Below are 22,073 nucleotides of genomic sequence, written 5' to 3'. Positions count from 1 at the left end.
CGCCCGCCGGGATAGGCTGGCAGGACACGAAGACAAAGAGCAGGGCCAATGAACGAGCGACTGAAGCTGAAGAACGACGGCAGGCAGATCCGGGCTTTGGTGGTCGACGATCATCCGCTGTTCTGCGATGCGCTGACCCTTACGCTGCAATCCATCGCCGATTTCGAAGAGATCCGCACCGCGGGTACGCTGGAAAAGGCCCTGAGCATCGTCACCAACGACGCCTTGCCCGATCTGGTGATCCTCGATCTCAACCTGCCCGACGTCAACGGGCTGGATGGGCTGGTGCGCCTGCGCACTGCCGCGCCGCGCGCCGCGATCCTGATCGCCTCGTCGATGGCCGACAACCGCATGATCAGCCATGCGCTCAAGGCCGGGGCCGATGGCTTCGTGCCCAAGCATTCGCAGCGCTCGGTGTTTCGCCGCGCCTTCGAGGCGGTGGCCGACGGCGTGCCCTTTGTGCCCGATGGCTACATCGACCCGCATGAGCCGAACAGCGACAGCCCGCCCGACGATGCGCTGACCCGGCTTGGCACGCTGACCAACCAGCAGGCCCGCATCCTGTCGCTGATCTGCGAGGGCAAGCTGAACAAACAGATCGCCTATGATCTGACGATCGCCGAAACCACCGTCAAAGCGCATGTCACCGCGATCATGCGCAAGCTTGGGGTGCACAGCCGCACGCAGGCGGTGCTGATCGCGCAAGAGGCCTCTTTCGGGCGGGTCTTGCCAAGCCAGAGCCATACGCCGTAACCTTGACCTCACGTCGGTAGGGAGGATCGGTGTTGGACGGAAGCGCAACGCGCTCCGCGGAGGATGATCAGGCGCTGCGCGTCGCCCAAGTACATTGGAACGATGCCGATCCAATCGGCAAGCTGACGCGTAAGCTCGGGCCCGGCCCGTTCGAGCTGGTCTGCCTGTTCGTGTCTCCGCGCGCGGATTTTCATGCATTGAACGGCGCGGCGAAGGGCGCGTTCGGGCGGGCCGACGTGTTCGCCTGCACCACTGCGGGCGAGATCGGCGCCACCGGCTATGAAGAAGGCCAGATCATCGCCATCGGCTTTCCCTCAACGCTGTTCAGCGTCGATGCGCTGGTGATCGACGGTCTGGATGCGATCAATGACCGCGAGGTGATTGACCGCCTGATGCAAAGGCGGCTGAGGCTCAGCATGGAAGCCTCTGACATGACGCATGAATTCGCTTTCTTGCTGGTCGACGGGCTGTCGCTTCAGGAAGAGAACATCGCCTCGGTTCTGGCCCCGGCGATGGGGCCGATGCCGCTGTTTGGCGGCTCGACCGGCGATGGCACCAATTTCGATACGACCTGGCTGTCCTACAACGGTCAGGTGCGGCAAAACGCGGCGCTGCTGGCGCTGGTGCGCAGCCGCTGCCCGGTGCAGGTGTTCAGTGTCGATCATTTTGAGCCGACCGACATCCGCATGGTGGTCACCCGCGCCGCGCCCGATCATCGCACCGTGCTTGAAATCAACGCCGAGCCCGCCGCGACGGAATACGCCCGGCTGCTGGGCAAGGATCTGGCGCAGCTTGATACCGGTACTTTTGCCGCGCATCCTCTGGTGGTGCGCCTTGGGCACAGCCATCATGTGCGCTCGATCCGCAAGGTCGGAGAGGACGGCAGCCTGCTGTTCTTCTCGGCAATCAACGAAGGCATGGTGCTGACCCTCGCCGAAACGCAGGACATGGCGCATCATCTTGAAAATGCGCTGCAAAACCTTGGGCGCGATGGCGCGCCGACGCAGATCCTCGGCTGCGATTGCCTGCTGCGCCGGCTTGAGGCAGAGCAGTTCCAGCAGACCCGTGCGCTGTCGCAGATCCTGTCGCGCCATCGGGTCACCGGGTTCAACACCTATGGCGAACAGCATGGCGCCCTGCATGTGAACCAGACCCTGACGGGGGTTGCGTTCTACCCGCCGGATCAGGATTAATTATGGTCACCAGCTCATTGATAAATCCGCAAGATTCTCTTTCGAGGCAGAACGAGAAACTGTTGCGCATCGCCGATGTTCTGATGCGCAACGTCGAACATGGCACCGCCCAGTCGGGCGAAGCCTATGCCCAGTTCGAACGCGCCGCCCTGCTCGAAGACCGGGTGCGCGAGCGCACGCTGGAACTGGAACGCACGCTCAACCTGCTGCACGAGTCCAACGCCCAGCTTGGCCGCGCCCGCGATGAAACCGAGGCCGCACGCCGCAATCTGGCCGATGCCATCGAAACCGTGTCCGAAGGCTTTGCGCTGTTCGATGGCGACGATCTTTTGGTCATGTCCAATTCGCGATTCTGCCGGGATTTTCGCGACAAGGTCAAGGATCTGCGCCCCGGTCTTCCGTTCAACAGCTATGTCGAACTGGTGAGCCGCTCGCGCCATCTTGCCCTGCCCGAAGGCATTTCCCCCGAGTCATGGGCCGAGGATCGCATCCGCAAGCACACCGACCGGCGGGTGATGTTCAACGTCCGGCACGGGCCGGATCGCTGGTTGCAGGTGTCCGAACATCGCACCGCCAATGGCGGCACGGTGATCCTGCAGACCGATGTCACCGACATCATCCGGCTCGAACGGCAGGAACGGCTGAAGCTCAAGGACAAGCAGACCCGGATGATCCGCGCCACGCTGGATCATCTCGATCACGGGGTGTGCATCTTTGACGAAAACGCCCGGCTGGTGGCGTGGAACGAAAAGATCGGGACGTTGCTGAACCTTCCGGTGCGCCGTCTGCACCTTGGCGCGTCGTTTTCCGGCCTGCTGGAGCTGGTCGATCAGACCTTTGCCTTTGGCGAGGGGCGCAGCCGCGAACGCTTTCGGCAATGGGCGTCGCGGCAAGGCCTGCGCGGCACCATCAGTTTCGAGCTGACGCGCGACGGTGGCGTGGTGTTACAGGTCTTTGGCCGGGGTATGCCCGACGGCGGCTTCCTGTTTTCCTGCATGGATGTGACCGCCGAACGCGAGGCGGCGCGGCGGCTGACGCAGGTCAACGAGATGCTCGAGGCCCGCGTCATGGAGCGCACGCTTGAGCTTGAGGATGCGCTGTCTGCCGCCGAACGGGCGAATGCGTCCAAAACGCGCTTCGTGGCGGCGGCAAGCCACGATCTGCTTCAACCGCTGTCGGCGGCCAAGCTGTTCGTCTCGTCGCTGGCGGATCGCTGCACCGATCCTGCCGACCGCATGGTGCTGGACAAGACGGAATCGGCGCTGACCTCGGCCGAGCAGCTGATCGACGCCTTGCTCGACATTTCGAAGCTGGAATCCGACCGGCTGACCTTTGACATCCGGCCCGTGGCGCTGCGCGAGATCTTCGTGCGACTGCGTGACGAGATGGAGGTTCTGGCCGCTCGCAAGGGGCTTAAACTGCGGATCATCGACAGCAATCTCGTGGTCGAGACCGACCCATCCTACCTGCGCCGGGTGGTGCAGAACCTGATGGCCAACGCGATCCGCTACACCGACTCGGGGCGGGTTCTGGTTGGGGTGCGTCGCCGCGGCGGAACCGCCCGCATCGAGGTCTGGGACACCGGCCCCGGCATCGCCGAAGACGACCAGTCGGCAATCTTTGAAGAGTTCAAGCGGCTTGATACCCGCGCTTCGACCAATGACGGCTTGGGCCTCGGGCTGGCCATTGTCGAGCGCGCCTGCGCACGGCTGGGCCATCCGCTGGGCCTGTGGTCCGAACCGGGGCGCGGCTCGTGTTTCATGGTCAGTCTGCCGGTGCTGGGCGGCGCGCTGCCGACGCGGCCGGCGACTCAGGGCCCGGCGCGCCCGCAAGGGCTGGCGCAGGCCGGGCTGATCGTGCTGCTGGTCGAGAACGACCCGCAGCTGCGCCGCGCCATGTCGGTGCTGATGGAAAGCTGGGGGGTGAACGTGATCGAGGCGGAACACGCCGACGGGGCGATCGAGCTGCTTCTGGATCTAGAGATCACTCCCGACGCCTTGCTGCTGGATTACCAGCTTGGCTCGGGTATGTCGGGCACGCAGCTGTTCGGCGAGATCACCACGCGCTTTGGCCGCCTGCCCTGCGCCATCGTGTCTGCGGATCGCTCATCGACCCTGCGCGAGGCCTGCGCGGCGCTGAACATCGACTTGCTGAACAAGCCGGTAGACCGGCACCGGCTTGGGCGGTTCTTCGATGCGATCCTGCATGGCGGCGCGCCGGGCTGACCTTACCGCGCCCGGAACAACCCCCCAAGGATGCCGCGCACCAGCCGCTTGCCGGTGGTGCCGGAGAGCTCTTTCAGCACCGCCTGCCCCAATGCTTCGCCGATGGACCCGGGGGCGCTGTAGCGGCTGGATTTGCGTGAACTGGGCGCTGATGGCTGATAGCGGCGGGCGCGACTGTGCTCGCGCGGTTGCTCGGCTTCGGCCTCGGACGCTGCGGCAGTGGCGCGCGCCTTGAGCATTTCGTAAGCGGACTGCCGGTCGATTTGCGCCTCGTAGCGCCCGGAAAGCGCAGAGGCCGCAATCGTCTCGGCGCGCTCCTTCGGCGTGACCGGGCCAAGCCGCGATGCGGGCGGACGGATCAGGGTGCGCTCGACGATGCCGGGAATGCCCTTGTCTTGCAGCATCGAGGTCACGGCTTCGCCGGTGCCAACGGTGCGGATCGCCTCTTCGGTATCGAAGGCGGGATTGGGGCGATAGGTTTCCGCCGCCAGTTTCAGGGCCTTGCGATCGCGCGCGGTAAAGGCGCGCAGGGCGTGCTGCACCCGGTTGCCAAGCTGGCCAAGGATATCATCGGGAATGTCATCCGGGGCCTGCGTGACAAAATACACCCCCACGCCTTTCGAACGGATCAGCCGCGCCACCTGCTCGACCTTGTCGATCAGCGCCTTGGGGGCACCGTCGAACAGCAGATGCGCCTCGTCAAAGAAGAACACCAGCTTGGGTTTGTCGGGGTTGCCGACCTCGGGCAACTCCTCGAACAGCTCAGAGAGCAGCCACAGCAGGAAGGTCGCATAGAGCCGTGGGGCCTTCATCAGCACATCGGCGGCGAGGATGTTGACCTGCCCGCGGCCCTGCGCGTCGTGGCGCATCAGATCCGCCAGATCCAGCGCTGGCTCGCCGAACAGCTGCGCGCCGCCCTCGTTTTCCAGCACCAAAAGCCGGCGCTGAATCGCGCCGACCGAGGCGGTCGAGACATTGCCATAGCGCAGCGACAGCGCCTTGGCGTTCTCGCCCACCGATGTCAGCAGCGCGCGCAGATCCTTGAGATCAAGCAGCGGCAGGCCGTCTTCGTCCGACAGGCGGAAGGCGATGTTCAGAACCCCTTCCTGCGCGTCGGACAGCTCGAGCAGGCGCGACAGCAGCAGCGGACCCATCTCGGCGATGGTGGTGCGCACCGGGTGGCCCTGCACGCCGAAGATATCCCAGAACACCGTGGGGAAAGCGGCATAGGAAAAATCGTCAAAACCGATGGTGGCGTTGCGCTCTGCAAAGGCGGCGTGCAGCTTGCCGGTGGCTTGCCCTGCCCGCGACAGCCCGGCAAGATCCCCCTTCACATCTGCCAGAAAAACCGGCACGCCAGCGGCGCTGAATTCTTCGGCGAGGATTTGCAGTGTCACGGTCTTGCCGGTGCCCGTCGCGCCCGCGATCAGGCCGTGGCGATTTGCATAGTTGTTGAGCAGATACTGTTTCTCGCCGTAGCCCTCGCCACCGCCGCCTACAAAAACCCCTTGGTTCATTGACTGTCTCCACGCTCCGTACGGTGCTGACCATAGTTAATTAACCAATTGATGCCAGTATCAAACTCGCCCGAAGCAACATGTCCTCTCCTGCTTTGGGCAGACTTCCTCCCTGTCAGACTGGCCGCGCCCAATGGCGCGGTCTTTTTTTGTGCGACGCAGGTCGCGCAATAGTTACAAGTCTGTTGACCGGTGACGCAGAGTTTCGTAGCTTTCGCCCAATGACAAAGTCGGCCGGTCCGACAGGGAGCAAGGGGAAAGGGACCGAAAGGTCCCTTTTCTCGTCTTTACAACGGGGTGCAAGCTGCCTTCAGCGGCTCGCCATTCCGTGAAACCGGTATTTTCCGCCCTGACACCGCTACCGCAGCGTGCTACTCGGTGCGGCAACCATGACCTGACATTCCAGGGGAGTTTACATGACCAGACCTCTTTCGCTTCTTTGGGCGCTGCCGCTTGCCCTGTCGCTTGCCAGCGTCCCGGCGCTTGCACAAGATTCCGCAGCCCCCGCCGATGATTCCGCACCTATCGGCGGCGATCTGTCGATCGGCGAGACCGAAGCCCCCGAGACTGCGGCGGCCGCCAAGCCCGAGACCTACATCAAGACAACCCACGGCGACTGGCAGATGCAATGTCTGCGCGTTCCCGAAGGCACCGATGCCGAAGATCCCTGCCAGATGTACCAGCTGCTCAAGGACGGCAATGGCGGCAACGTCGCCGAGGTCAGCCTGTTCCGCCTGCAGAATGGTGGTCAGGTCGCCGCCGGGGGCACCTTTGTTGTGCCGCTGGAAACGCTTCTGACGCAAAAGCTGTCGATCTCGGTCGATGGCGGTCAGCCGAAGCGCTACGATTTCTCGTTCTGCACCCAGGTCGGCTGCTATGCGCGCGTCGGGTTCACCGCCGAGGATGTGGCAAAGTTCAAGGCTGGCAATGCAGCCACGATCACCATCTCTCCGGCGATGGCTCCCGATCAGACGGTCGAGCTGTCCATGTCGCTGTCGGGCTTCACCGCCGCCATCGACGAGACCTCGCAACTGCGCCAGTAAGCGCGCCGAGATCTGTTCAAGGCCGCGCCGGATGCCCCGGCGCGGCCTTTTTCATGCGCGAAGCCCGTCCAGAACCGCCCATGCGGCGCGCTGTCCGGGGGGCGGCCCGCCGCGCCCGAGCTTTTGCATCGTCCGCTCCATCGCCGCACCTTGCGCGTCTTTCGTGCCAAGGATACCCAGCAGCGCATCGCAGATCGGCCCCGGACGGCAGGCGTTGCCGATGAATTCCGGCACATCGCGCGTGTCTGACACGAGGTTCACCAACGTTACGGTATCGACCCGCAGCATCCGTCCGATAATCTGACGCGACAGCCAGCCCATGTCATAGGCGATGACCATCGGCGTATGGGTTGCGGCAAGTTCCAGCGACACCGTGCCAGAGGCGGCAAGCGCCACGTCCGCCGCCTTGAACGCGGCGCGCTTTTCCTCAAGCGCCCGCGCCCCTAGTGCGCGCGGATCAAGGATCAGCGGCGCGCCCGGCCAGCCTGCGCACATGTCCTGCACCATCTCGGCCACTGGCGCTGCGGCGGGAATGACAAGGCGCAGATCAGGGCGTGCGGCGTGCAACCGGGCTGCGACCTCGCCAAAGACCGGGGCCAGCCGCGATACCTCCGAGCGCCGCGAACCGGGCAGCATCAGCGCCAGTGGCGTCTGCCCGATCCCGTGGCGGGTGCGAAAGGCTGCGGCGTCCTCGTCACTGGCAACGGGTTCGGTGACCACCGGATGCCCGACGAAATCACAGCGCATCCCGGCGGCCTCCATATAGGGCGGCTCGAACGGCAGCAGCGCCAGCACCTGATCGACGTGGCGCGCCATCTTGGCCGCGCGGCCCGGACGCCAGGCCCAGACCGTGGGGGCGACGTAATGCACGATGCGAATATCCGACGCTGCGCGCACCAGCTTGGCCACCCGCAGCGAGAATTCCGGAAGGTCGACGGTGATCAGCACATCGGGGCGCGCCGCGATCACCGCATCAGCGGTCTGCCGGATGCGGGCCTTGAGCGCGCCGTACTGGCGCAGGATCTCGCTCACGCCCATGACGCTGATCTCGTCCATCGGGAACAGGCTTTGCAGGCCCTGCGCCGCCATCAGATCGCCGCCGATGCCGGTGAAGGTCACGTCGGGCACCATGGCGCGAAGCCCCTCCATCAGCGCTGCGCCAAGCCGGTCGCCCGAAGGTTCGCCAGCGGTGATGAAAACCTGCATCACGGTCTCTTTCTGATCCAGAGGAACTGTCCCGCCGCATCCAGCGCGGCCACGGTTGCCGGCAGATCCAGCACCATCACACCGCCCGCAGACAGCACGATCCCCGACAGCCCGGCCTTGCGGATCGCCTCGGCGGTGTGCGGCCCGATGACCGGCAGATCGGCGCGCCGGTCCTGCCCCGGCTTTTCCGCCTTGTAGAGAATGCCTTCGCCCAGGTTCGCAAGACCTGAAAGCATCTGGTCGGTGCCACTATCGTCTTCGCGGGCGACAACGTCGCTGCCGCGAATGACACAAGCCTGGCCCAGATCCAGCGCCGCCTGCTCTGCGCTGATGAGATCGCCAAGCGCGGCCTCGGCCTCGACCAAGGGGCCGGGGCGGGCGCGGGTCGGCACGCCGATGGGCGGCAGGAGCGCAGGCGCGGCCTCATGCGCGCCGATCACGGTGATGCCGGCGTCTTCGAAAATCGCGATGATCTCGCGCAGGGCCCCGTCATCGCCCAGCGACAGCGCTTGCATCAGGCGCGGCACCAGCGGCAGCGTCGCCGCGTCGATGGCCGAGGCATCCACCGCAGGCCGCCGGATCGTGCCACACATGCACAGGCGGCGAATATCGCGCGCGACCAGCTGCTCTACCAGCGTGCCCAGCGTTTCCAGCCGAAAGGTTAGGTCCGGGTGCAGATGCGCTGGCGCAAAGCCGTCCAGCGCGCAGATCAGCGGCCGGGTGTCGCAGGCATCCACCACCGCGCCGGGCAGATCGCCCAGCCCGGCAATCAGCGCAAGACGGCTCACGGCACGAGGAAGTGGCGGTCGCTCTCGCCAAGGATAAAGGTCACGATCTCGCGCACATAATCGCTCTGGGTTTCATCGCCAAGCCTGCGGGCACGGTCGGCAAAGGCGCCCTCGCCCTGCGCCAGCATCTGGAACGCGGCGCGCAGCGCGGTGATATCGGCGCGGCTGACACCCTTGCGCTTGAGCCCCACAAGGTTCAGCCCGTCGAGCTTGCCGCGCGGTGCCTGCACAAGGCCGTGGGGGATCACGTCATTGGTCACCATGGTCACCGCGCCAATGATCGCCCCGCGCCCGATGCGCACCCATTGATGCACGCCTGACAGCCCGCCGACGATGACCTCGTCCTCGATGATACAATGCCCGGCCAGCGCAGAATTGTTCACAAGGATCACCCGGTCGCCAACCTGCACATCATGGGCCACGTGACAACCGGCCATGAACAGCCCGTCATCCCCAACGCGGGTGACGCCGCCGCCGCCCTCGGTGCCGCAATTCATCGTGACATGTTCTCGAATGCGATTGCGCTTGCCGATTTCCAGCGAGGTCGTCTCGCCCCGGAATTTCAGATCCTGCGGGATCTCGCCGAGCACGGCAAAGGGAAACACCACCGTGCCCTCGCCGATGCTGGTGCGCCCGGTCACGATGACATGGGATTTCAGCTCGACGTTTTCGGCCAGAACAACCTCGGGGCCGATATGGCAGAACGGGCCGATGCGGCAGCCCGCTCCGATCCGGGCGCCGTCTTCGACGATCGCGCCGGGATGGATCACGGGTTCGCTCATGTCGGCAGATCCATCATTGCGGTGAATTCCACCTCTGCGGCCATTTCGCCATCGACTTCGGCGCGGCCTTCGAATTTCCACACCTTGCCGCCGGGCTTGCCGCGCGTCGTGGTTACACTCATCCGCAGTTGATCGCCCGGAACCACCATGCGGCGGAACTTGCACTTGTCGATGGCCATGAAATAGACCTTGAGTTCCTTGTCGGCAAGATCGAGCGCCACGCCCACCATCACCGCCGAGGTCTGCGCCATCGCTTCGATGATGGTGACGCCGGGCATGATCGGCTTGCCGGGGAAATGCCCCTGAAAATGCGGCTCGTTCATCGTGACATTTTTGATGCCGACGGCGGATTTGATCCCGTCGATCTGTTCGACCCGGTCGACCAGCAAAAACGGGTAGCGGTGCGGCAGGATACGCTGGATCAGCTGGATATCCGCGGAGAGAAGCGTGTCGGTCATCTCGGGCCTTTTCCCTTCAAGTCAGGTGGTCCGTCCCTAGCAACCCACGTGCCAAGGGGCAAGCAAAGGCTAGTTGTCCGGGCTGTCCGGCAGGCCGGACTTCGCGCCATCGCCGATCGCAGCGTCGATGCGCGCAATCGCAAGACTGGTGATGTCGATGGCATCGGCCGACAGAAACACGCTGCGCTTGTCGAGCAACGCAGCCGCGCCTGTTTCCTGCATGATGTCGCCAAGCACCGGCTCGGCAAGGGCAAGGAACTGGCGGCGACTTTCCTCGGACAGGGTGCCAAGCGCGCGCGCCTTGGCATCCTGTTCCTGCCGCAAGGCCTGCACCTTCTGGTCGAACGCATCGGCCAGCTCGCGAAAACGTGCCTGCGGCAAGGTGGCCCGCTGCTCTGTCAGGCTGCGTTCTTCTTCGGTGAGTTCAGATTCGATGCGGCGGTTTTCAACGGCAATGGCGTTGCTTTCGGCCTCAAGCTTGGCGCCGATACGCTGGCCATAGGCGCTTTCGGAGAACAGCCGGTCGATCTCGATGGTCAGCACGGCGCTTTGCACCATATTGGGCTGAACGGCCCCAGTTTGCGCGGCGGTCTGGGCATGGGCTGCGGGGGAAAGCCCCGCAAGCCCGATCAAAACCGCCGCGCAATATCTTGAAATCATATCAGAACTCGGTCGAGATCGCGAAGCTGAAGTTCTCTTCCTCGTCGTATTCTTCTTTCTTGAGAGCCTTCGAAAAGTTCAGCCGGAGCGGACCAAGGATCGAATCCCACAGCACCGAAACGCCGATTACATGGCGCGCGCTGAAATCGGTATAGAGGATATCGTTCGTGGTTTTCGAGCTTGTCGAATCCGACAGCCCCCAGACCGAGCCTATGTCATAGAACAAGCCCCCGGAGATGCCGTATTCCTCGGGCAGACCCAGCGGGAATTCCGCCTCGAAACGTGCAACAGCAAAGTTGTTGCCGCCCAGCGAGTCGTCGACATCGCTGTCTTCGTCGTATTCGCGCGGACCGATGCCGCCGTATTCAAAGCCGCGCATCGTGGTGTCGCTCAGCAGGAAGCGCGTGGTCACCCGGCTTTCGCCGCTGGTGTAATTCACGTTGCCCGCCTCGAAGGACGCGCGCAGGGTGACTTCCTCGTTCCAGATCTTGGTCTGCGCAATGGCGCGCAGGTTGGTCTTGATGAAGGTGGTATCGCCCCCGACCCCGCCGAAATCCTGCCCGAATTCCAGCAAGACCCCCGCGTTCGGGTTCAGACCCGTACGGCGGCTGTCGTAGCTGTAGGTATAGCCGATCGAGCTTTCGAACTGTGCCGCCTCGTCCTCTTCAGCCGTGATCACCTGTCCGATCTCGTCCGAGTCCGAGTCGGTGATCTCGTTGTAATCGTAGGTGTAGCGCAGCGACAGGCGCTGCTGATCCGACAGTGCAAAGCCGATGGACGGGCGGAAGGCCCCCTTGGCGGTGTCGTAGACCGAATAGTAGCTGTCGGTCTCGGTGTAGTTCAGCCCCAGACCGAACGACACGTCACGGCCAAGGAAATACGGCTCGGTGAAGTTGAAGTTGTAAGCTTGGCTCGAGCTGGCGGTGTTGATGCCCAGCGACAGCGTCTGGCCGCGGCCGAGGAAGTTCTGCTCGCTGAACGAGATTGCCGCACCAAAGCCGCTGGACGTGGAATAAGACCCGCCAAAGCTGATCGCGCCGGTGGGCTTTTCCTCGACGTTGACGTCAACAATCACCTGCTGCGGGCTCGATCCCTCACGGGCATTGACCTCGGCAGTGGTGAAATAGCCAAGCGCCCGGATACGCTCTGCCGCTTCGCGGATGGCGCGCGGGTTGAACGGATCGCCCTCGGCGGTGTCGAACTGGCGGCGGATCACCCGGTCGAGCGTCGTGGTGTTGCCCTCGATGTCGATGCGTTCGACAAAGATGCGCTCGCCGCGGGTCAGCTGGAAGGTTACGTCAAGCGTCAGGTCACGGTCGTTGCGGCTGATCTGCGGTTCGATCCGCACGAATTGCAGACCCTCCTGCACGGTGAGCCGTTCGAGACGGGCGATCGCCGTGTCGATTGCGGAGGGCGAATAGGTCTGGCCCGGCTTGAGCTTCAGCGCCGAGGTGAATTTCGCAATATCGACCTCGGGCAGATCGGATTCGACCGTGACCGCGCCGACATCGAAGGACTGGCCTTCCTCGACGTTGAAGGTGACGAAATAGGCGTCGCGCTCTGCCGACAGTTCGGCATTCACCCCGGTGATGCGGAAATCGACATAGCCGCGCGAGGCGTAGAAATCCTGCAGCAGCTGGCGGTCAAAGGCGATGCGGTCGGTGATGAACGTGTCCGAGCGGATCAGCGCCCGCAGCAGGCCAGCCTGCTTGGTTTCCAGCACCCGGCGCAGACGGCCATCGGAATAGGCTTGGTTGCCGACAAAGCCGATGCGTTCGACCTCGGTCACGCCGCCTTCAAAGATCTCGTACACAAGATCGACGCGGTTGTCGGAGCGCTTGATCAGCTTGGGCGTCACCCGCGCCGAAATCCGGCCTTGCTGCACATAGGCATTGGCGATTGCGGCGGCGTCTTCCTCGGCGATGCGAGGATTGTAGACGCGCCGACCCTGACTGCGCACCAGCGGCGCAAGGTCATCGTCCTTGATGCGGCTGTTGCCTTCGAAGGCGACGACATTGACGGTGGGGTATTCGACAACCTTGATCACCAGCGTGCCGCCCTGCGGCAGGATCTCGACCGTCTCGAACAGGCCCGAGGCGACAATGCGCTGGTAGGCATCGTTCAGTTCTGCGGCGCTGACGGATTCACCGCGCGCAATGCCCGCATAGCTCAGGATGGTCCCGGCTTCGATCCGCTCATTGCCTTCGATCTGCACGTTGCCAAAGGCAAAGGTCTGCGCATCCGCAGCGTCGGGAAGCGCCGTCACGGCGACCGAAAAGGCAACCGACAGGGCCGCCAGCGATACGCCTTTTCTGAACCCATTCGAAAATTTGCGCATACCACGCAGGGGGGTTGCCCCTTCACGCCCGTAGGTCATGCCACCAATCCACTCCGCCGTATTTTTTTTACGTGAGTAAAGGCATCGGAAGGACGTGTCAAAACGTTAGAGAGGCGTTTGCCAATCGAAACGCGAACTGCGCCGTCCCTGCATCGGGTGGCGCAGTTCGCGGGCCTTACATCGAGCCAAGCCAAGCGCCGAGAAACAGCGCAGCTGGAATGGCGATGACAAAAAGCAACCGGTCCGTGTTGAGGTTGAACAGCAGGTTGAGGCCGCGATATCCGCTCTGGATGGTTTGCATGAGCATAACCCCATCGTTGTTGGTGTCTGCTGCGATTATAGCAATAAAATAAGGCTGAATTCTGGCGTTCACGAAAAAAGGGGCGCCAGACGCGCCCCCTTTTGCAGATCCGTCGCGGCGAAAGTTACGGGCAGAACAGATCGTTGCTGAGCGCGAACACCATCAGCCCCAGAATCAGCGCCAGCCCGATCGACATCGCGACATTCAGCGCGCGGTCCGACGGCGGCTTGCCGGTCACGGCTTCCCAGGCGTGGAACACAAGATGCCCGCCGTCGAGCACTGGCACCGGGAACAGGTTCAGCAGCCCGACCGCCGTCGAGAGCACCGCAATGAAAGTGATGAAGCTGGTGCCGCCCTGACTGGCCATCGCGCCCGAGGTCTGGGCAATGCCGATCGGCCCCGACAGGTTGCACGACGAGATATTGCCCGCGATCATGTGGCCCAGCCCCGACAGCGAGCCGGTGACGATGCCCCATGTGCGCTTGACCCCGCCCCATGCGGCCTCGGCGGGGTTCATCATGGTGGTGGCCGGATGGAACGCCATATCGCCGACGATGCCGATCCGGTACACCGCCTGAAACCCGCCATCGGGCAGCGGCTCGTCGGTGCGCTTGGGGGTCATCACCACGTCGAAAGTCTCGCCATCGCGCCAGATGGTCAGATCGACCGGTGCGCCTTCGGAGGCTTCGACCACCTCCTTGAGCTGGGAAAAGGCAAAGGCGCGTGTGCCGTTGATGTTGAGGATGGTGTCGCCCGGTTCAAGCCCGGCCTCATAGGCGGCAGAGCGCGGCACCACCTGACTGACCAGCGGCGGATAGACATAGGGTCCATCCACCACCATGCGCGCACCATCGCGTTCGACGGTGTAGGGCAGAACTGGCTGATAAGGCAGCGCCTTCATGAATTCGTCATAGGCTTCGGGATCATCGAAGCCCGGCAGCGGCTGACCGTCGATCTGCAGGATCACATCGCCGGTGCGCAGCTCTTGCGCAATGGGCAGCGCGCGCAGCTCGCCCACGGCAAAGGGCTCGCTGACCTTGCCCTGAAAGGTGAACAGCAGCGTGAAGACAAGGATCGACAGCGCGAAATTGAACACCGGACCGGCGGCAACCGTGGCCGACCGCGCCCAAAGCGGCGCACCGTTCATGGTGTGGCGCAATTCCTCGTCGCTCATGCCCGCCAAGGCATCTTCGTCGGCCCCGCCCGAGGCATTGGAATCGCCGCGAAATTTCACGTAACCGCCAAAGGGAAGCGCCGCGACCTGCCATCTGGTGCCCCGCTTGTCCATGCGCGACCAGATCACCGGCCCGAAGCCAAGCGAGAACACATCTGCCTCGATGCCCGTCCAGCGCCCGACGATGTAATGGCCGTATTCATGGATCGCGACGATCACCGACAAGGCGATCACGAAGAAGACAAGGGTGAACAGCAGCCCCCCGAAGTCCGAGCTCATCTGCGCGATGTCCAAAAGTCCTGCCCCTTTTTCTTAGTTTTGCAGCATGATCATGTCGGCGGTCTCCCGGGCGAGATGGTCAACCGCACGCACGTTATCAAGGCTCATCCCGGCGTGAATGAGGCCGTTTTGCGCCGAAACACGATTCAGTGTTTGTTCGACGACATGCGCCATGCCGGTGAATCCGATCCGTTTTGCGATGAACGCATCCAGCGCGCGCTCCTTGGCGGCGTTGAACACCGCGCCCGACAGTCCGCCCTCGGCCATCACCTCGCGGGCGAGGCGCAGCGCAGGCCAGCGGGTCTCGCAGGCGGCGCGAAAGGTCAGCGCGCCAAGCTTGACAAGGTCAAGCCGTTCGACCGGCAGCGCCCGGCGTGCCGGATGGTGCAGCGCATAGCCGATAGCGTGGCGCATGTCGGGTGGGCCGACATGCGCCATCAACGCGCCGTCGTTGAACCCGACGAGCGCGTGTATCATGGATTCCGGGTGCACCACGACCTCGATCAGGCTTGGGTCGATGTCAAAGAACTCTTTTGTTTCAATGACCTCCAGCGCCTTATTGAACATCGATGCGGAATCGATGGTGATGCGCTGGCCCATGTCCCAATTGGGATGGGTCGCGGCCTGTTCGGGGGTTGCGCTGGCCAGCTGCTCCAGCGGCCAATCCCGAAACGCCCCGCCACTGGCGGTGATGATCACCCGCTCGACGGCGGCAAGATCCTCGCCCACCAGCGCCTGAAACACCGCGCTGTGCTCGCTGTCGACGGGCAGGACGGCAGCGCCATGGGCGCGCGCAGTCTGCATCACCAGCGGCCCGGCGCAGACCATGCTTTCCTTGTTGGCCAGCGCCAGCGTCGCCCCGGTCTTCAGCGCCTCGAGCCCCGGCGCAAGCCCGGCTGCGCCGACAATCGCCGACATCACCCAGTCGGCGGGCCGCTGCGCCGCCTCGATCAGGGCGGTCTCGCCCGCGGCGGTCTCGATGCCGGTTCCGGCAAGAAGCTCGCGCAGCTCGGCAAGGCAGGTCTCATCGGCGCACACGGCGATCTGCGCGCCCAGCTTGCGCGCATCCTGCGCCAGCTGCACGACATTGCGCCCGCCGCTCAGCGCCACGATGTCATAGGCATCGGGCTCGCGGGCAATCAGATCGATGGTGTTCTGTCCGATCGAGCCGGTGGCTCCGAAGATCGAAATGCGTCTCATTCAAGCCCCGGCGGGAAATCCACGATCTGCCCTGCGATCAGCAGGAACAGCGCTGCGCCCAGCATCCCGTCGAACCGGTCGAGCAACCCGCCATGGCCCGGCAACAGGTTCGAGCTGTCCTTGACCCCTGCCCGGCGCTTGACGGTGCTTTCCGCCATGTCACCGATCTGGCTGGCCATGGAAATCGCGATGGACACCCCCATCAGGCCGACACCGGCACGGGTCGTGCCAGCAAAGACCAGCCCGACGATCCCGGCCCCGATCCAGCCCGCAACAGCGCCCGACCATGTTTTCTTGGGCGAAACGCGCGGCCACAGCTTCGGCCCGCCGATCATCCGCCCGGCAAAATAGCCGCCCACATCGGTGATCACCACCACGCAGACCAGCCACAACATCCAGATAAGCCCGAAATCGGCGCGCAGCTTCATGAAGCCATAGCCCGCCAGCAGGATCAGCGCGGTAAACACGGCATAGGTCACTCCGCCCCGCTCCATCCGGCCAAAGCCCGCCATCGAGGGCAGCAGCAACAGCGGCAGCGCGAAAGCTGGCGGCAAGTAGGCGGTGGCCAGCGCGCAGACTCCGGCGACAATGGCCAGCAAGGGCGCCGACTTGTCGCGCGCGGTGTCCACCATGCGCACCAGTTCCCACACCATCAGGCCACAGGCCAGCGAGATGACGGCGCGCCACACAAAGCCGCCGATCCAGACCGCGACCAGCGCAACCCCGATCAGCACGGCGGCCGAGATCACCCTCGGGCGCAGATCCGTCCAGCGCGATGCGCTCATGCCTTTACTCCTCCGTAGCGGCGCTCGCGGGTGCCATAGGCATTGACGAGCCGCGAAAATTCCTCGGCCCCGAAATCGGGCCACAGGGTATCGATGAACTCGTATTCGGCATAGGCCGATTGCCACAGAAGGAAATTCGAGATCCGCGCCTCGCCGCTGGTGCGGATCACCAGATCGGGATCGGGCAGCACGCAGGTATCAAGGTATTTCGGCAGCGTTTCCTCGTTCACCTCGTTGGGATCGAGCTTGCCCGCCGCAACGTCCTGGGCAAGGCGCTTGGTTGCGCGCGCGACCTCGTCGCGGCCGCCGTAGTTGATGGCGATGGTCAGGTTGACCCCGGTGCAATCCGAGGTCAGCTGTTCAAGCTCGTCCATCAGCTTGATCAGCTTGTTGTCCAGCTTGACCCGATCACCGATGAAGCGCACCTGCACGTTCTCTTCCTTGAGGCCGCGGGCTTCCTTGGTGATGTAGCGCCGGAACAGGCTCATCAGCCCGGCCACCTCGGATTGGGTGCGCTTCCAGTTCTCGGTCGAAAAGGCGAAAATCGTCAGGTATTTGACCCCGACATCCGGGCAAGCCTCGACGATCTCGCGCACCCGCTTGGCTCCAGCATGGTGGCCAAAGAGCCGTGGCCGGCCCCGGCGTTGCGCCCATCGGCCGTTGCCGTCCATGATGACGGCAACGTGGCGCGGTCCGGCGCCATCGCGGATCGGCTTGGGCATGCGACTGGCCCCTCCTTCGGGTGTCATGCAGGTCTTCAGACCTGCATGATCTCTTCCTGCTTGGTCTCGAGCGCGGCGTCCACCTTCTTGATGTAGGTGTCTGTCAGGTCCTGCACTTCGGATTCCCAGAACTTCTGGTCGTCCTCGGCCAGACCGTCGGCCTTGGCCTTCTTGATCCGGTCCATGCCTTCACGGCGCACATTGCGCACAGAGACCCGCGCGCTTTCGGCGTAATGCCCCGCAACCTTGGTCAGCTCGCGGCGGCGTTCCTCGTTCAGCTCGGGAATCGGCAGCATGATGATCGTGCCGTTCATCTGCGGATTGATCCCCAGACCCGACTCGCGGATCGCCTTTTCGACCTTGTTCACAAGGCCCTTGTCCCAGACGTTGATGGTGACCATGCGCGGCTCGGGCACGTTGACGGTGCCAACCTGGTTGATCGGGGTCATCTGCCCATAGGCATCAACCTGAACCGGTTCAAGCATCGAGGCAGACGCCCGCCCGGTGCGAAGCGATGCGAATTCCGTGCGCAGGTTTGCAATAGCGCCATCCATGCGACGCTTGAGGTCGTCGGTATCGAGTTCGAAATCTTCTGACATGATTGGTCTGCCCGCTCAGGTGTTTGTCTTTCGTCGCGCTTTCTAAGGCAGGACGTAACGGATGTATAGCCACTAGCCGGGGGTGCGCTTGACTCCGCTCCGCGCGGAGATACCGTCGCACAGGACCGCGACACAAAGGAGAGCCCGCTTGGCGCGCCCCGACACCAAATTCGTCGTCATCGGCCTTGGCGCCTTTGGCACCACCGTCGCCCAGGAACTGCTGCGGTTCGGCAATCACGTGATGGGAATCGATGCCAACGAAAAGCTGGTGTCGCGGCTGGCCGACACCCTGACCTCTTCGGCGATTCTCGACAGCACCGACGAGGCCGCCCTGCGCGAGGCCGGTGTCGACCGCTACGGCGCCGCGCTGGTGGCCATTGGCACCAATATCGAGGCCTCGATTCTCACGACGATGAACCTCAAACTGCTCGGGCTCAAGACGATCTGGGTCAAGGCGATGAACCGCCCCCATCACCGGATCCTGTCTAAGCTCGGCGTCGACCGGGTTATCCTTCCCGAACAGGAGATGGGCCGCCACACCGCGCAGATGCTCAACAACCCGTCGATCCAAGATTACATGACCCTTGGCAATGGTTACAGCGTGGTCAACGTGGTGCTGCCCGAACGGTACGACGGCGTCAGCGCCGCAAAGCTGCGCATCACCGCAGAGCGCGGCCTGCGCCTGCTGGGCATGATGCGCGGCACCGAATTCATTCCTTGCGAAGACCCCGAGCGCCCGATGAAATGCGATGACCGGCTGGTCATCCTTGGCAAGCGTGCCGATCTGCGCGCCTTTGGCGATGCTCTCTGAAGACCGGCGATGGCGCTGAAACGACATGCCCGCAACCGGCTGCTGCGCAAGCTGCTGTACCTGTCTCCGCCGCTGAGCCTTGCGGCGCTCTATGCGATGCTCATCCTGCTGGGCGGTTTGCTGTTCAAGCTCGACCTGTCGACGACGAGTCCGATCAGCTGGTCGGATGCGTTCTTCACCGCCGCCTCGGCAGTGACCGTGACCGGCCTTGCGGTGTTCGATCCGGGGGTGCGCTTCACCCTGTTCGGCGAAGCGGTGCTGATGGTGCTGATCCAGCTCGGCGGGCTCGGCTTGATGACCTTCGCCGTGCTGGTGCTGGCGGCGCTGCGGGTGCCGCTGGGCATCACCGGGCAGATCTATCTGCGCGAAGAGCTGAACCAAAGCTCGCTGGCCCGGCTGATGGCGCTGGTGCGCCGGATCTTTCAGGTGGTCCTCTTCTGCGAGCTGCTCGGCGCGGCGCTGCTGTGCATCAGCTTCGTGCCACAGCTGGGCTGGTGGGATGGCCTGTGGTCGGCGCTGTTCCACTCGGTCTCGGCCTTCAACAACGCTGGATTCAGCACGTTTTCCAACGGTCTGGTGCCCTTTGCCGGGGATCGCATCGTCAATACGGTGATCCCGGCGCTCTTCATCGTCGGTGGTATCGGTTATGTGGTGATCGACGACATCGTCCGCCTGCGCCGCTGGAGCGCGTTTTCGCTGCACACCAAGATCATGCTCACCGGCACCGTGGCACTGATCCTGTTTGGTTGTGGCGGCTTTGCCTTGCTCGAATGGCACAACCCCCACACCCTCGGTGCAATTGACAGCACCGAAACCCGGCTCTGGGCATCGTGGTTTCAGGGCGTGACCACCCGCACCGCCGGGTTCAACACCGTCGACATCGCCCATATCCATGACAGCACCGCGCTGATGATGATCTCGATGATGCTGATCGGCGGCGGCCCCACCTCGACCGCGGGTGGCATCAAGGTGACCACCTTCGTGGTGATGTGCCTTGCCACCATCGCCTTCTTTCAGCGCCGCACCCAGCTCAATGCCTTCGGGCGCTCGATCGGCCTCATCGAAGTGCTCAAGGTGATGGCGCTGACGGCGATCAGCGTGGTGCTGTGCTTCATCGGCGTCTTCGTGCTCGCCGCAACCCACGAAGGCCATTTCCTCGATGTCAGCTTTGAAGTCGCCTCCGCCTTCGGCACCGTCGGCCTGTCGCGCGGCTTCACCGACGATCTGAGCGAATCCGGTCGGGCGGTGATCGCCGTCATCATGTTCATCGGCCGTGTCGGCCCGCTGACGCTGGGCTATTTCCTCGCCACCCGTTCGGCGCCGCTGGTGCGCTTCCCCGAGGGCCGCGTGCACCTTGGATAAGGCGCAGCGTCCCGCCTTCTTCTGGCCTCAAATATCCCGGGGGGAGCGCCTTGCGCGGGGGGCAGCGCCCCCCTGCCACGCCCGCCTTCAGGGATGCACTTCGGTATAGGTGCCCTGCCCGGCCAAAATGCCCCGGAAGCCGCCCGGCTCGTCCAGCGAGAACACGATGATGGGCAGTTTGTTGTCCCGCGCCAGCGCGATTGCCGACGCATCCATCACCTTGAGGTTCTTGATCAGCACATCGTCATAGCTCACCCGGTCGTAGCGCACCGCGTCGGTGTGCTTGGCCGGATCCTTATCGTAGATGCCATCCACCTTGGTGCCCTTGAAGATCGCCTCGCAGGCCATCTCGTTGGCACGCAGCGTGGCCGCCGTGTCGGTGGTGAAATACGGGTTGCCGGTCCCGGCGGCAAAGATGCAGACCCGCTTTTTCTCCAGGTGACGCACGGCGCGGCGGCGAATATAGGGCTCGGCCACCTCGTCCATGCGGATCGCCGAGATCACCCGGGTATAGACCCCCTGTTCTTCCAGCGCCGATTGCATCGCCAGCGCATTCATCACCGTTGCCAGCATGCCCATGTAATCGGCGGTGGTGCGTTCCATGCCCTGAGCCGATCCGGCAAGGCCGCGAAAGATGTTGCCGCCGCCGATGACCATGCAGATCTCGACGCCCATCTCCTGCACCGATTTCACCTCGGAGGCGATGCGCTCGACGGTGGGCGGATGCAGCCCGTAGCCCTGGTCGCCCATAAGGGCCTCTCCAGAGATTTTCAGCATAACCCGTTTGAAGGTGGTCTGGGGGGCTTGGGTCATGTTGCGCTCCGTCGTTCGCAGGGGGTAGGATCGCGGCCATATGTGGCGGAAATCCCCGCCAGCTGCAACGGCTGACACCGCAAGAGGACCGCCCTTGGCTGACAAGCTGACCATGGCCGCGATGCGCGCGGCCCCCGATCCGGACCGCCACGTTCTGATCGCCGGACCAACTGCGTCGGGAAAATCGGCGTTGGCGCTAAAAATAGCCGATCTGGCAGGCGGTATTGTTGTCAATGCCGATGCATTGCAGGTGTTTTCCGACTGGCGCATCCTGACGGCGCGCCCCTCTGCACAAGACGAGGCGCTGGCCCGGCATGAACTTTATGGCCATGTACCTGGACAGATTGCCTATTCCGTGGGCGCATGGTTGCGCGATCTCGATCCGCTTCTGGCGCAGGGCACGCGGCTGATCATCACCGGCGGCACCGGGCTTTATTTCACCGCCCTGACCGAAGGTCTGGCCGAAATTCCGCCCACCCCGCCACAGATTCGCGCCGAGGCGATGGCGCGGCTCGCTGCTGACGCGCTGCCGGATATGGTGGCCGAGCTCGATTCTGCGTCGCGGGCGCGAATCGATACCGCCAACCCGATGCGCGTTCAGCGGGCATGGGAGGTTCTGCGCGCCACCGGGCGTGGCATCGCCGAGTGGCAGCAAGCCACCCCGCCGCCGCGCCTGCCGCTGGCCGATGCACAGCCCATCCTTTTCGATGCGCCCAAGGACTGGCTGACCCCGCGAATCGAGGGCCGCTTCGAAGCCATGCTCAAGGCTGGCGCGCTGGACGAGGCACGGGCCAACCTCGCCACATGGTCGCCGACGCTGCCTTCGGCCAAGGCCATCGGCGCGGCCGAGCTGATCGCCCATCTGCGCGGCGAGATGCCGCTGGACGAGGCGAGCCGGCGCGCCACGACCCTGACGCGCCAGTTCGCCAAGCGCCAGCGCAGCTGGTTCCGCGCCCGCATGGGGGCGTGGCCGCGCCTGTGCCCGGCGGATCTGGCTTAACTGCCCGCGTCCGCCCGCAGGGGCCGCTGCCCGAATGGGATTGCCCGCTGCTGCACGAGTAGGC

Annotated in this window: 21 protein-coding genes; 7 read left to right on the top strand and 14 right to left on the bottom strand. The window is 64.0% G+C overall.

Features of this window, described 5'->3' with window-relative positions; all coding sequences use genetic code 11:
• Nucleotides 1-48 precede the first annotated feature (48 nt).
• From KO516_RS16295 to KO516_RS16285, 3 genes are read left to right on the top strand one after another with little or no spacing between them, the layout of a single operon-like run.
• Nucleotides 49-753, top strand: a complete 705-nt coding sequence (locus tag KO516_RS16295; RefSeq protein WP_216004838.1) for a response regulator transcription factor — start codon at nucleotides 49-51, stop codon at nucleotides 751-753.
• Between the two features lie 32 nt (nucleotides 754-785).
• Nucleotides 786-1,946, top strand: coding sequence for an FIST N-terminal domain-containing protein (locus KO516_RS16290; RefSeq protein WP_216004837.1), 1,161 nt, complete (start codon nucleotides 786-788; stop codon nucleotides 1,944-1,946).
• A gap of 2 nt (nucleotides 1,947-1,948) precedes the next feature.
• Nucleotides 1,949-4,171: a PAS-domain containing protein gene (locus KO516_RS16285; protein WP_216004836.1), complete on the top strand. Its 2,223-nt coding sequence runs from the start codon at nucleotides 1,949-1,951 to the stop codon at nucleotides 4,169-4,171.
• A 2-nt stretch (nucleotides 4,172-4,173) separates the two neighbouring features.
• On the opposite strand, the gene KO516_RS16280 is transcribed toward KO516_RS16285, so the two are convergent.
• Nucleotides 4,174-5,688, bottom strand: a complete 1,515-nt coding sequence (locus KO516_RS16280) for a helicase HerA-like domain-containing protein (protein WP_216004835.1) — start codon at nucleotides 5,686-5,688, stop codon at nucleotides 4,174-4,176.
• A 416-nt stretch (nucleotides 5,689-6,104) separates the two neighbouring features.
• On the opposite strand from KO516_RS16280, the gene KO516_RS16275 reads away from it, so the two are divergent.
• Nucleotides 6,105-6,731, top strand: coding sequence for an invasion associated locus B family protein (locus KO516_RS16275; RefSeq protein WP_216004834.1), 627 nt, complete (start codon nucleotides 6,105-6,107; stop codon nucleotides 6,729-6,731).
• Nucleotides 6,732-6,782: 51 nt separating this feature from the next.
• Here KO516_RS16275 and lpxB read toward each other — a convergent pair whose 3' ends face one another.
• From lpxB to frr, 12 genes are all read right to left on the bottom strand, one after another.
• Nucleotides 6,783-7,937 (bottom strand): lipid-A-disaccharide synthase, encoded by a 1,155-nt coding sequence (lpxB, locus tag KO516_RS16270; protein WP_216004833.1) that lies wholly within the window; start codon nucleotides 7,935-7,937, stop codon nucleotides 6,783-6,785.
• Nucleotides 7,937-8,725, bottom strand: coding sequence for a UDP-2,3-diacylglucosamine diphosphatase LpxI domain-containing protein (locus KO516_RS16265; RefSeq protein WP_216004832.1), 789 nt, complete (start codon nucleotides 8,723-8,725; stop codon nucleotides 7,937-7,939). Before KO516_RS16265 ends, lpxB begins: the two co-directional genes overlap by 1 nt.
• Complete coding sequence (lpxA, locus tag KO516_RS16260) at nucleotides 8,722-9,507, bottom strand: acyl-ACP--UDP-N-acetylglucosamine O-acyltransferase (RefSeq protein ID WP_216004831.1); 786 nt, start codon at nucleotides 9,505-9,507, stop codon at nucleotides 8,722-8,724. Before lpxA ends, KO516_RS16265 begins: the two co-directional genes overlap by 4 nt.
• Nucleotides 9,504-9,965: a 3-hydroxyacyl-ACP dehydratase FabZ gene (gene fabZ, locus KO516_RS16255; protein ID WP_216004830.1), complete on the bottom strand. Its 462-nt coding sequence runs from the start codon at nucleotides 9,963-9,965 to the stop codon at nucleotides 9,504-9,506. The genes lpxA and fabZ overlap by 4 nt, the downstream gene beginning before the upstream one ends.
• 69 nt (nucleotides 9,966-10,034) lie before the next feature.
• Nucleotides 10,035-10,625, bottom strand: a complete 591-nt coding sequence (locus tag KO516_RS16250) for an OmpH family outer membrane protein (protein WP_216004829.1) — start codon at nucleotides 10,623-10,625, stop codon at nucleotides 10,035-10,037.
• A 1-nt stretch (nucleotide 10,626) separates the two neighbouring features.
• Entirely contained in the window at nucleotides 10,627-13,002 is a 2,376-nt protein-coding gene (gene bamA, locus KO516_RS16245; protein WP_216004828.1) for an outer membrane protein assembly factor BamA, read from the bottom strand.
• A 136-nt stretch (nucleotides 13,003-13,138) separates the two neighbouring features.
• Nucleotides 13,139-13,270, bottom strand: coding sequence for a hypothetical protein (locus tag KO516_RS24580; protein WP_256444185.1), 132 nt, complete (start codon nucleotides 13,268-13,270; stop codon nucleotides 13,139-13,141).
• Nucleotides 13,271-13,388: 118 nt separating this feature from the next.
• Nucleotides 13,389-14,717, bottom strand: coding sequence for an RIP metalloprotease RseP (rseP, locus tag KO516_RS16240; protein ID WP_371742093.1), 1,329 nt, complete (start codon nucleotides 14,715-14,717; stop codon nucleotides 13,389-13,391).
• A gap of 33 nt (nucleotides 14,718-14,750) precedes the next feature.
• Nucleotides 14,751-15,917, bottom strand: a complete 1,167-nt coding sequence (dxr, locus tag KO516_RS16235) for a 1-deoxy-D-xylulose-5-phosphate reductoisomerase (RefSeq protein WP_216004826.1) — start codon at nucleotides 15,915-15,917, stop codon at nucleotides 14,751-14,753.
• On the bottom strand, nucleotides 15,914-16,702 hold the full coding sequence (locus KO516_RS16230) for a phosphatidate cytidylyltransferase (protein WP_216004825.1): 789 nt from the start codon (nucleotides 16,700-16,702) through the stop codon (nucleotides 15,914-15,916). The genes dxr and KO516_RS16230 overlap by 4 nt, the downstream gene beginning before the upstream one ends.
• Nucleotides 16,699-17,424 (bottom strand): isoprenyl transferase, encoded by a 726-nt coding sequence (locus tag KO516_RS16225; RefSeq protein WP_216004824.1) that lies wholly within the window; start codon nucleotides 17,422-17,424, stop codon nucleotides 16,699-16,701. The genes KO516_RS16230 and KO516_RS16225 overlap by 4 nt, the downstream gene beginning before the upstream one ends.
• Before the next feature lie 35 nt (nucleotides 17,425-17,459).
• Complete coding sequence (gene frr / locus KO516_RS16220; RefSeq protein WP_216004823.1) at nucleotides 17,460-18,023, bottom strand: ribosome recycling factor; 564 nt, start codon at nucleotides 18,021-18,023, stop codon at nucleotides 17,460-17,462.
• A 148-nt stretch (nucleotides 18,024-18,171) separates the two neighbouring features.
• Between frr and KO516_RS16215 the strand changes: the two genes are divergently transcribed.
• Nucleotides 18,172-18,834: a TrkA family potassium uptake protein gene (locus KO516_RS16215; protein WP_216004822.1), complete on the top strand. Its 663-nt coding sequence runs from the start codon at nucleotides 18,172-18,174 to the stop codon at nucleotides 18,832-18,834.
• Between the two features lie 9 nt (nucleotides 18,835-18,843).
• Nucleotides 18,844-20,196, top strand: a complete 1,353-nt coding sequence (locus KO516_RS16210; RefSeq protein WP_216004821.1) for a TrkH family potassium uptake protein — start codon at nucleotides 18,844-18,846, stop codon at nucleotides 20,194-20,196.
• 87 nt (nucleotides 20,197-20,283) lie between these two features.
• On the opposite strand, the gene pyrH is transcribed toward KO516_RS16210, so the two are convergent.
• Nucleotides 20,284-21,009 (bottom strand): UMP kinase, encoded by a 726-nt coding sequence (pyrH, locus tag KO516_RS16205; RefSeq protein WP_216004820.1) that lies wholly within the window; start codon nucleotides 21,007-21,009, stop codon nucleotides 20,284-20,286.
• A 40-nt stretch (nucleotides 21,010-21,049) separates the two neighbouring features.
• On the opposite strand from pyrH, the gene miaA reads away from it, so the two are divergent.
• A complete protein-coding gene (miaA, locus tag KO516_RS16200; protein ID WP_371742092.1) occupies nucleotides 21,050-22,009 on the top strand; it encodes a tRNA (adenosine(37)-N6)-dimethylallyltransferase MiaA in 960 nt (319 codons plus the stop codon).
• Nucleotides 22,010-22,073 lie beyond the last annotated feature (64 nt).

It is taken from the genome of Citreicella sp. C3M06 (genome assembly GCF_018860705.1).
Taxonomy (GTDB): Bacteria; Pseudomonadota; Alphaproteobacteria; order Rhodobacterales; family Rhodobacteraceae; genus Salipiger.
This window is presented reverse-complemented; position numbering and strand designations above follow the sequence as displayed.

Bases quoted from the DNA above. Each gene is read 5' to 3' on its own strand.
- KO516_RS16275 (WP_216004834.1), top strand. From the start codon at position 6,105: ATGACCAGACCTCTTTCGCTTCTTTGGGCGCTGCCGCTTGCCCTGTCG.
- frr (WP_216004823.1), bottom strand. From the start codon at position 18,023: ATGTCAGAAGATTTCGAACTCGATACCGACGACCTCAAGCGTCGCATG.
- KO516_RS16230 (WP_216004825.1), bottom strand. From the start codon at position 16,702: ATGAGCGCATCGCGCTGGACGGATCTGCGCCCGAGGGTGATCTCGGCC.
- miaA (WP_371742092.1), top strand. From the start codon at position 21,050: ATGTGGCGGAAATCCCCGCCAGCTGCAACGGCTGACACCGCAAGAGGA.
- rseP (WP_371742093.1), bottom strand. From the start codon at position 14,717: ATGAGCTCGGACTTCGGGGGGCTGCTGTTCACCCTTGTCTTCTTCGTG.
- lpxA (WP_216004831.1), bottom strand. From the start codon at position 9,507: ATGAGCGAACCCGTGATCCATCCCGGCGCGATCGTCGAAGACGGCGCC.
- dxr (WP_216004826.1), bottom strand. From the start codon at position 15,917: ATGAGACGCATTTCGATCTTCGGAGCCACCGGCTCGATCGGACAGAAC.
- KO516_RS16225 (WP_216004824.1), bottom strand. From the start codon at position 17,424: ATGCCCAAGCCGATCCGCGATGGCGCCGGACCGCGCCACGTTGCCGTC.
- KO516_RS16250 (WP_216004829.1), bottom strand. From the start codon at position 10,625: ATGATTTCAAGATATTGCGCGGCGGTTTTGATCGGGCTTGCGGGGCTT.
- lpxB (WP_216004833.1), bottom strand. From the start codon at position 7,937: ATGCAGGTTTTCATCACCGCTGGCGAACCTTCGGGCGACCGGCTTGGC.
- pyrH (WP_216004820.1), bottom strand. From the start codon at position 21,009: ATGACCCAAGCCCCCCAGACCACCTTCAAACGGGTTATGCTGAAAATC.
- fabZ (WP_216004830.1), bottom strand. From the start codon at position 9,965: ATGACCGACACGCTTCTCTCCGCGGATATCCAGCTGATCCAGCGTATC.
- bamA (WP_216004828.1), bottom strand. From the start codon at position 13,002: ATGACCTACGGGCGTGAAGGGGCAACCCCCCTGCGTGGTATGCGCAAA.
- KO516_RS16210 (WP_216004821.1), top strand. From the start codon at position 18,844: ATGGCGCTGAAACGACATGCCCGCAACCGGCTGCTGCGCAAGCTGCTG.
- KO516_RS24580 (WP_256444185.1), bottom strand. From the start codon at position 13,270: ATGCTCATGCAAACCATCCAGAGCGGATATCGCGGCCTCAACCTGCTG.
- KO516_RS16295 (WP_216004838.1), top strand. From the start codon at position 49: ATGAACGAGCGACTGAAGCTGAAGAACGACGGCAGGCAGATCCGGGCT.
- KO516_RS16280 (WP_216004835.1), bottom strand. From the start codon at position 5,688: ATGAACCAAGGGGTTTTTGTAGGCGGCGGTGGCGAGGGCTACGGCGAG.
- KO516_RS16285 (WP_216004836.1), top strand. From the start codon at position 1,949: ATGGTCACCAGCTCATTGATAAATCCGCAAGATTCTCTTTCGAGGCAG.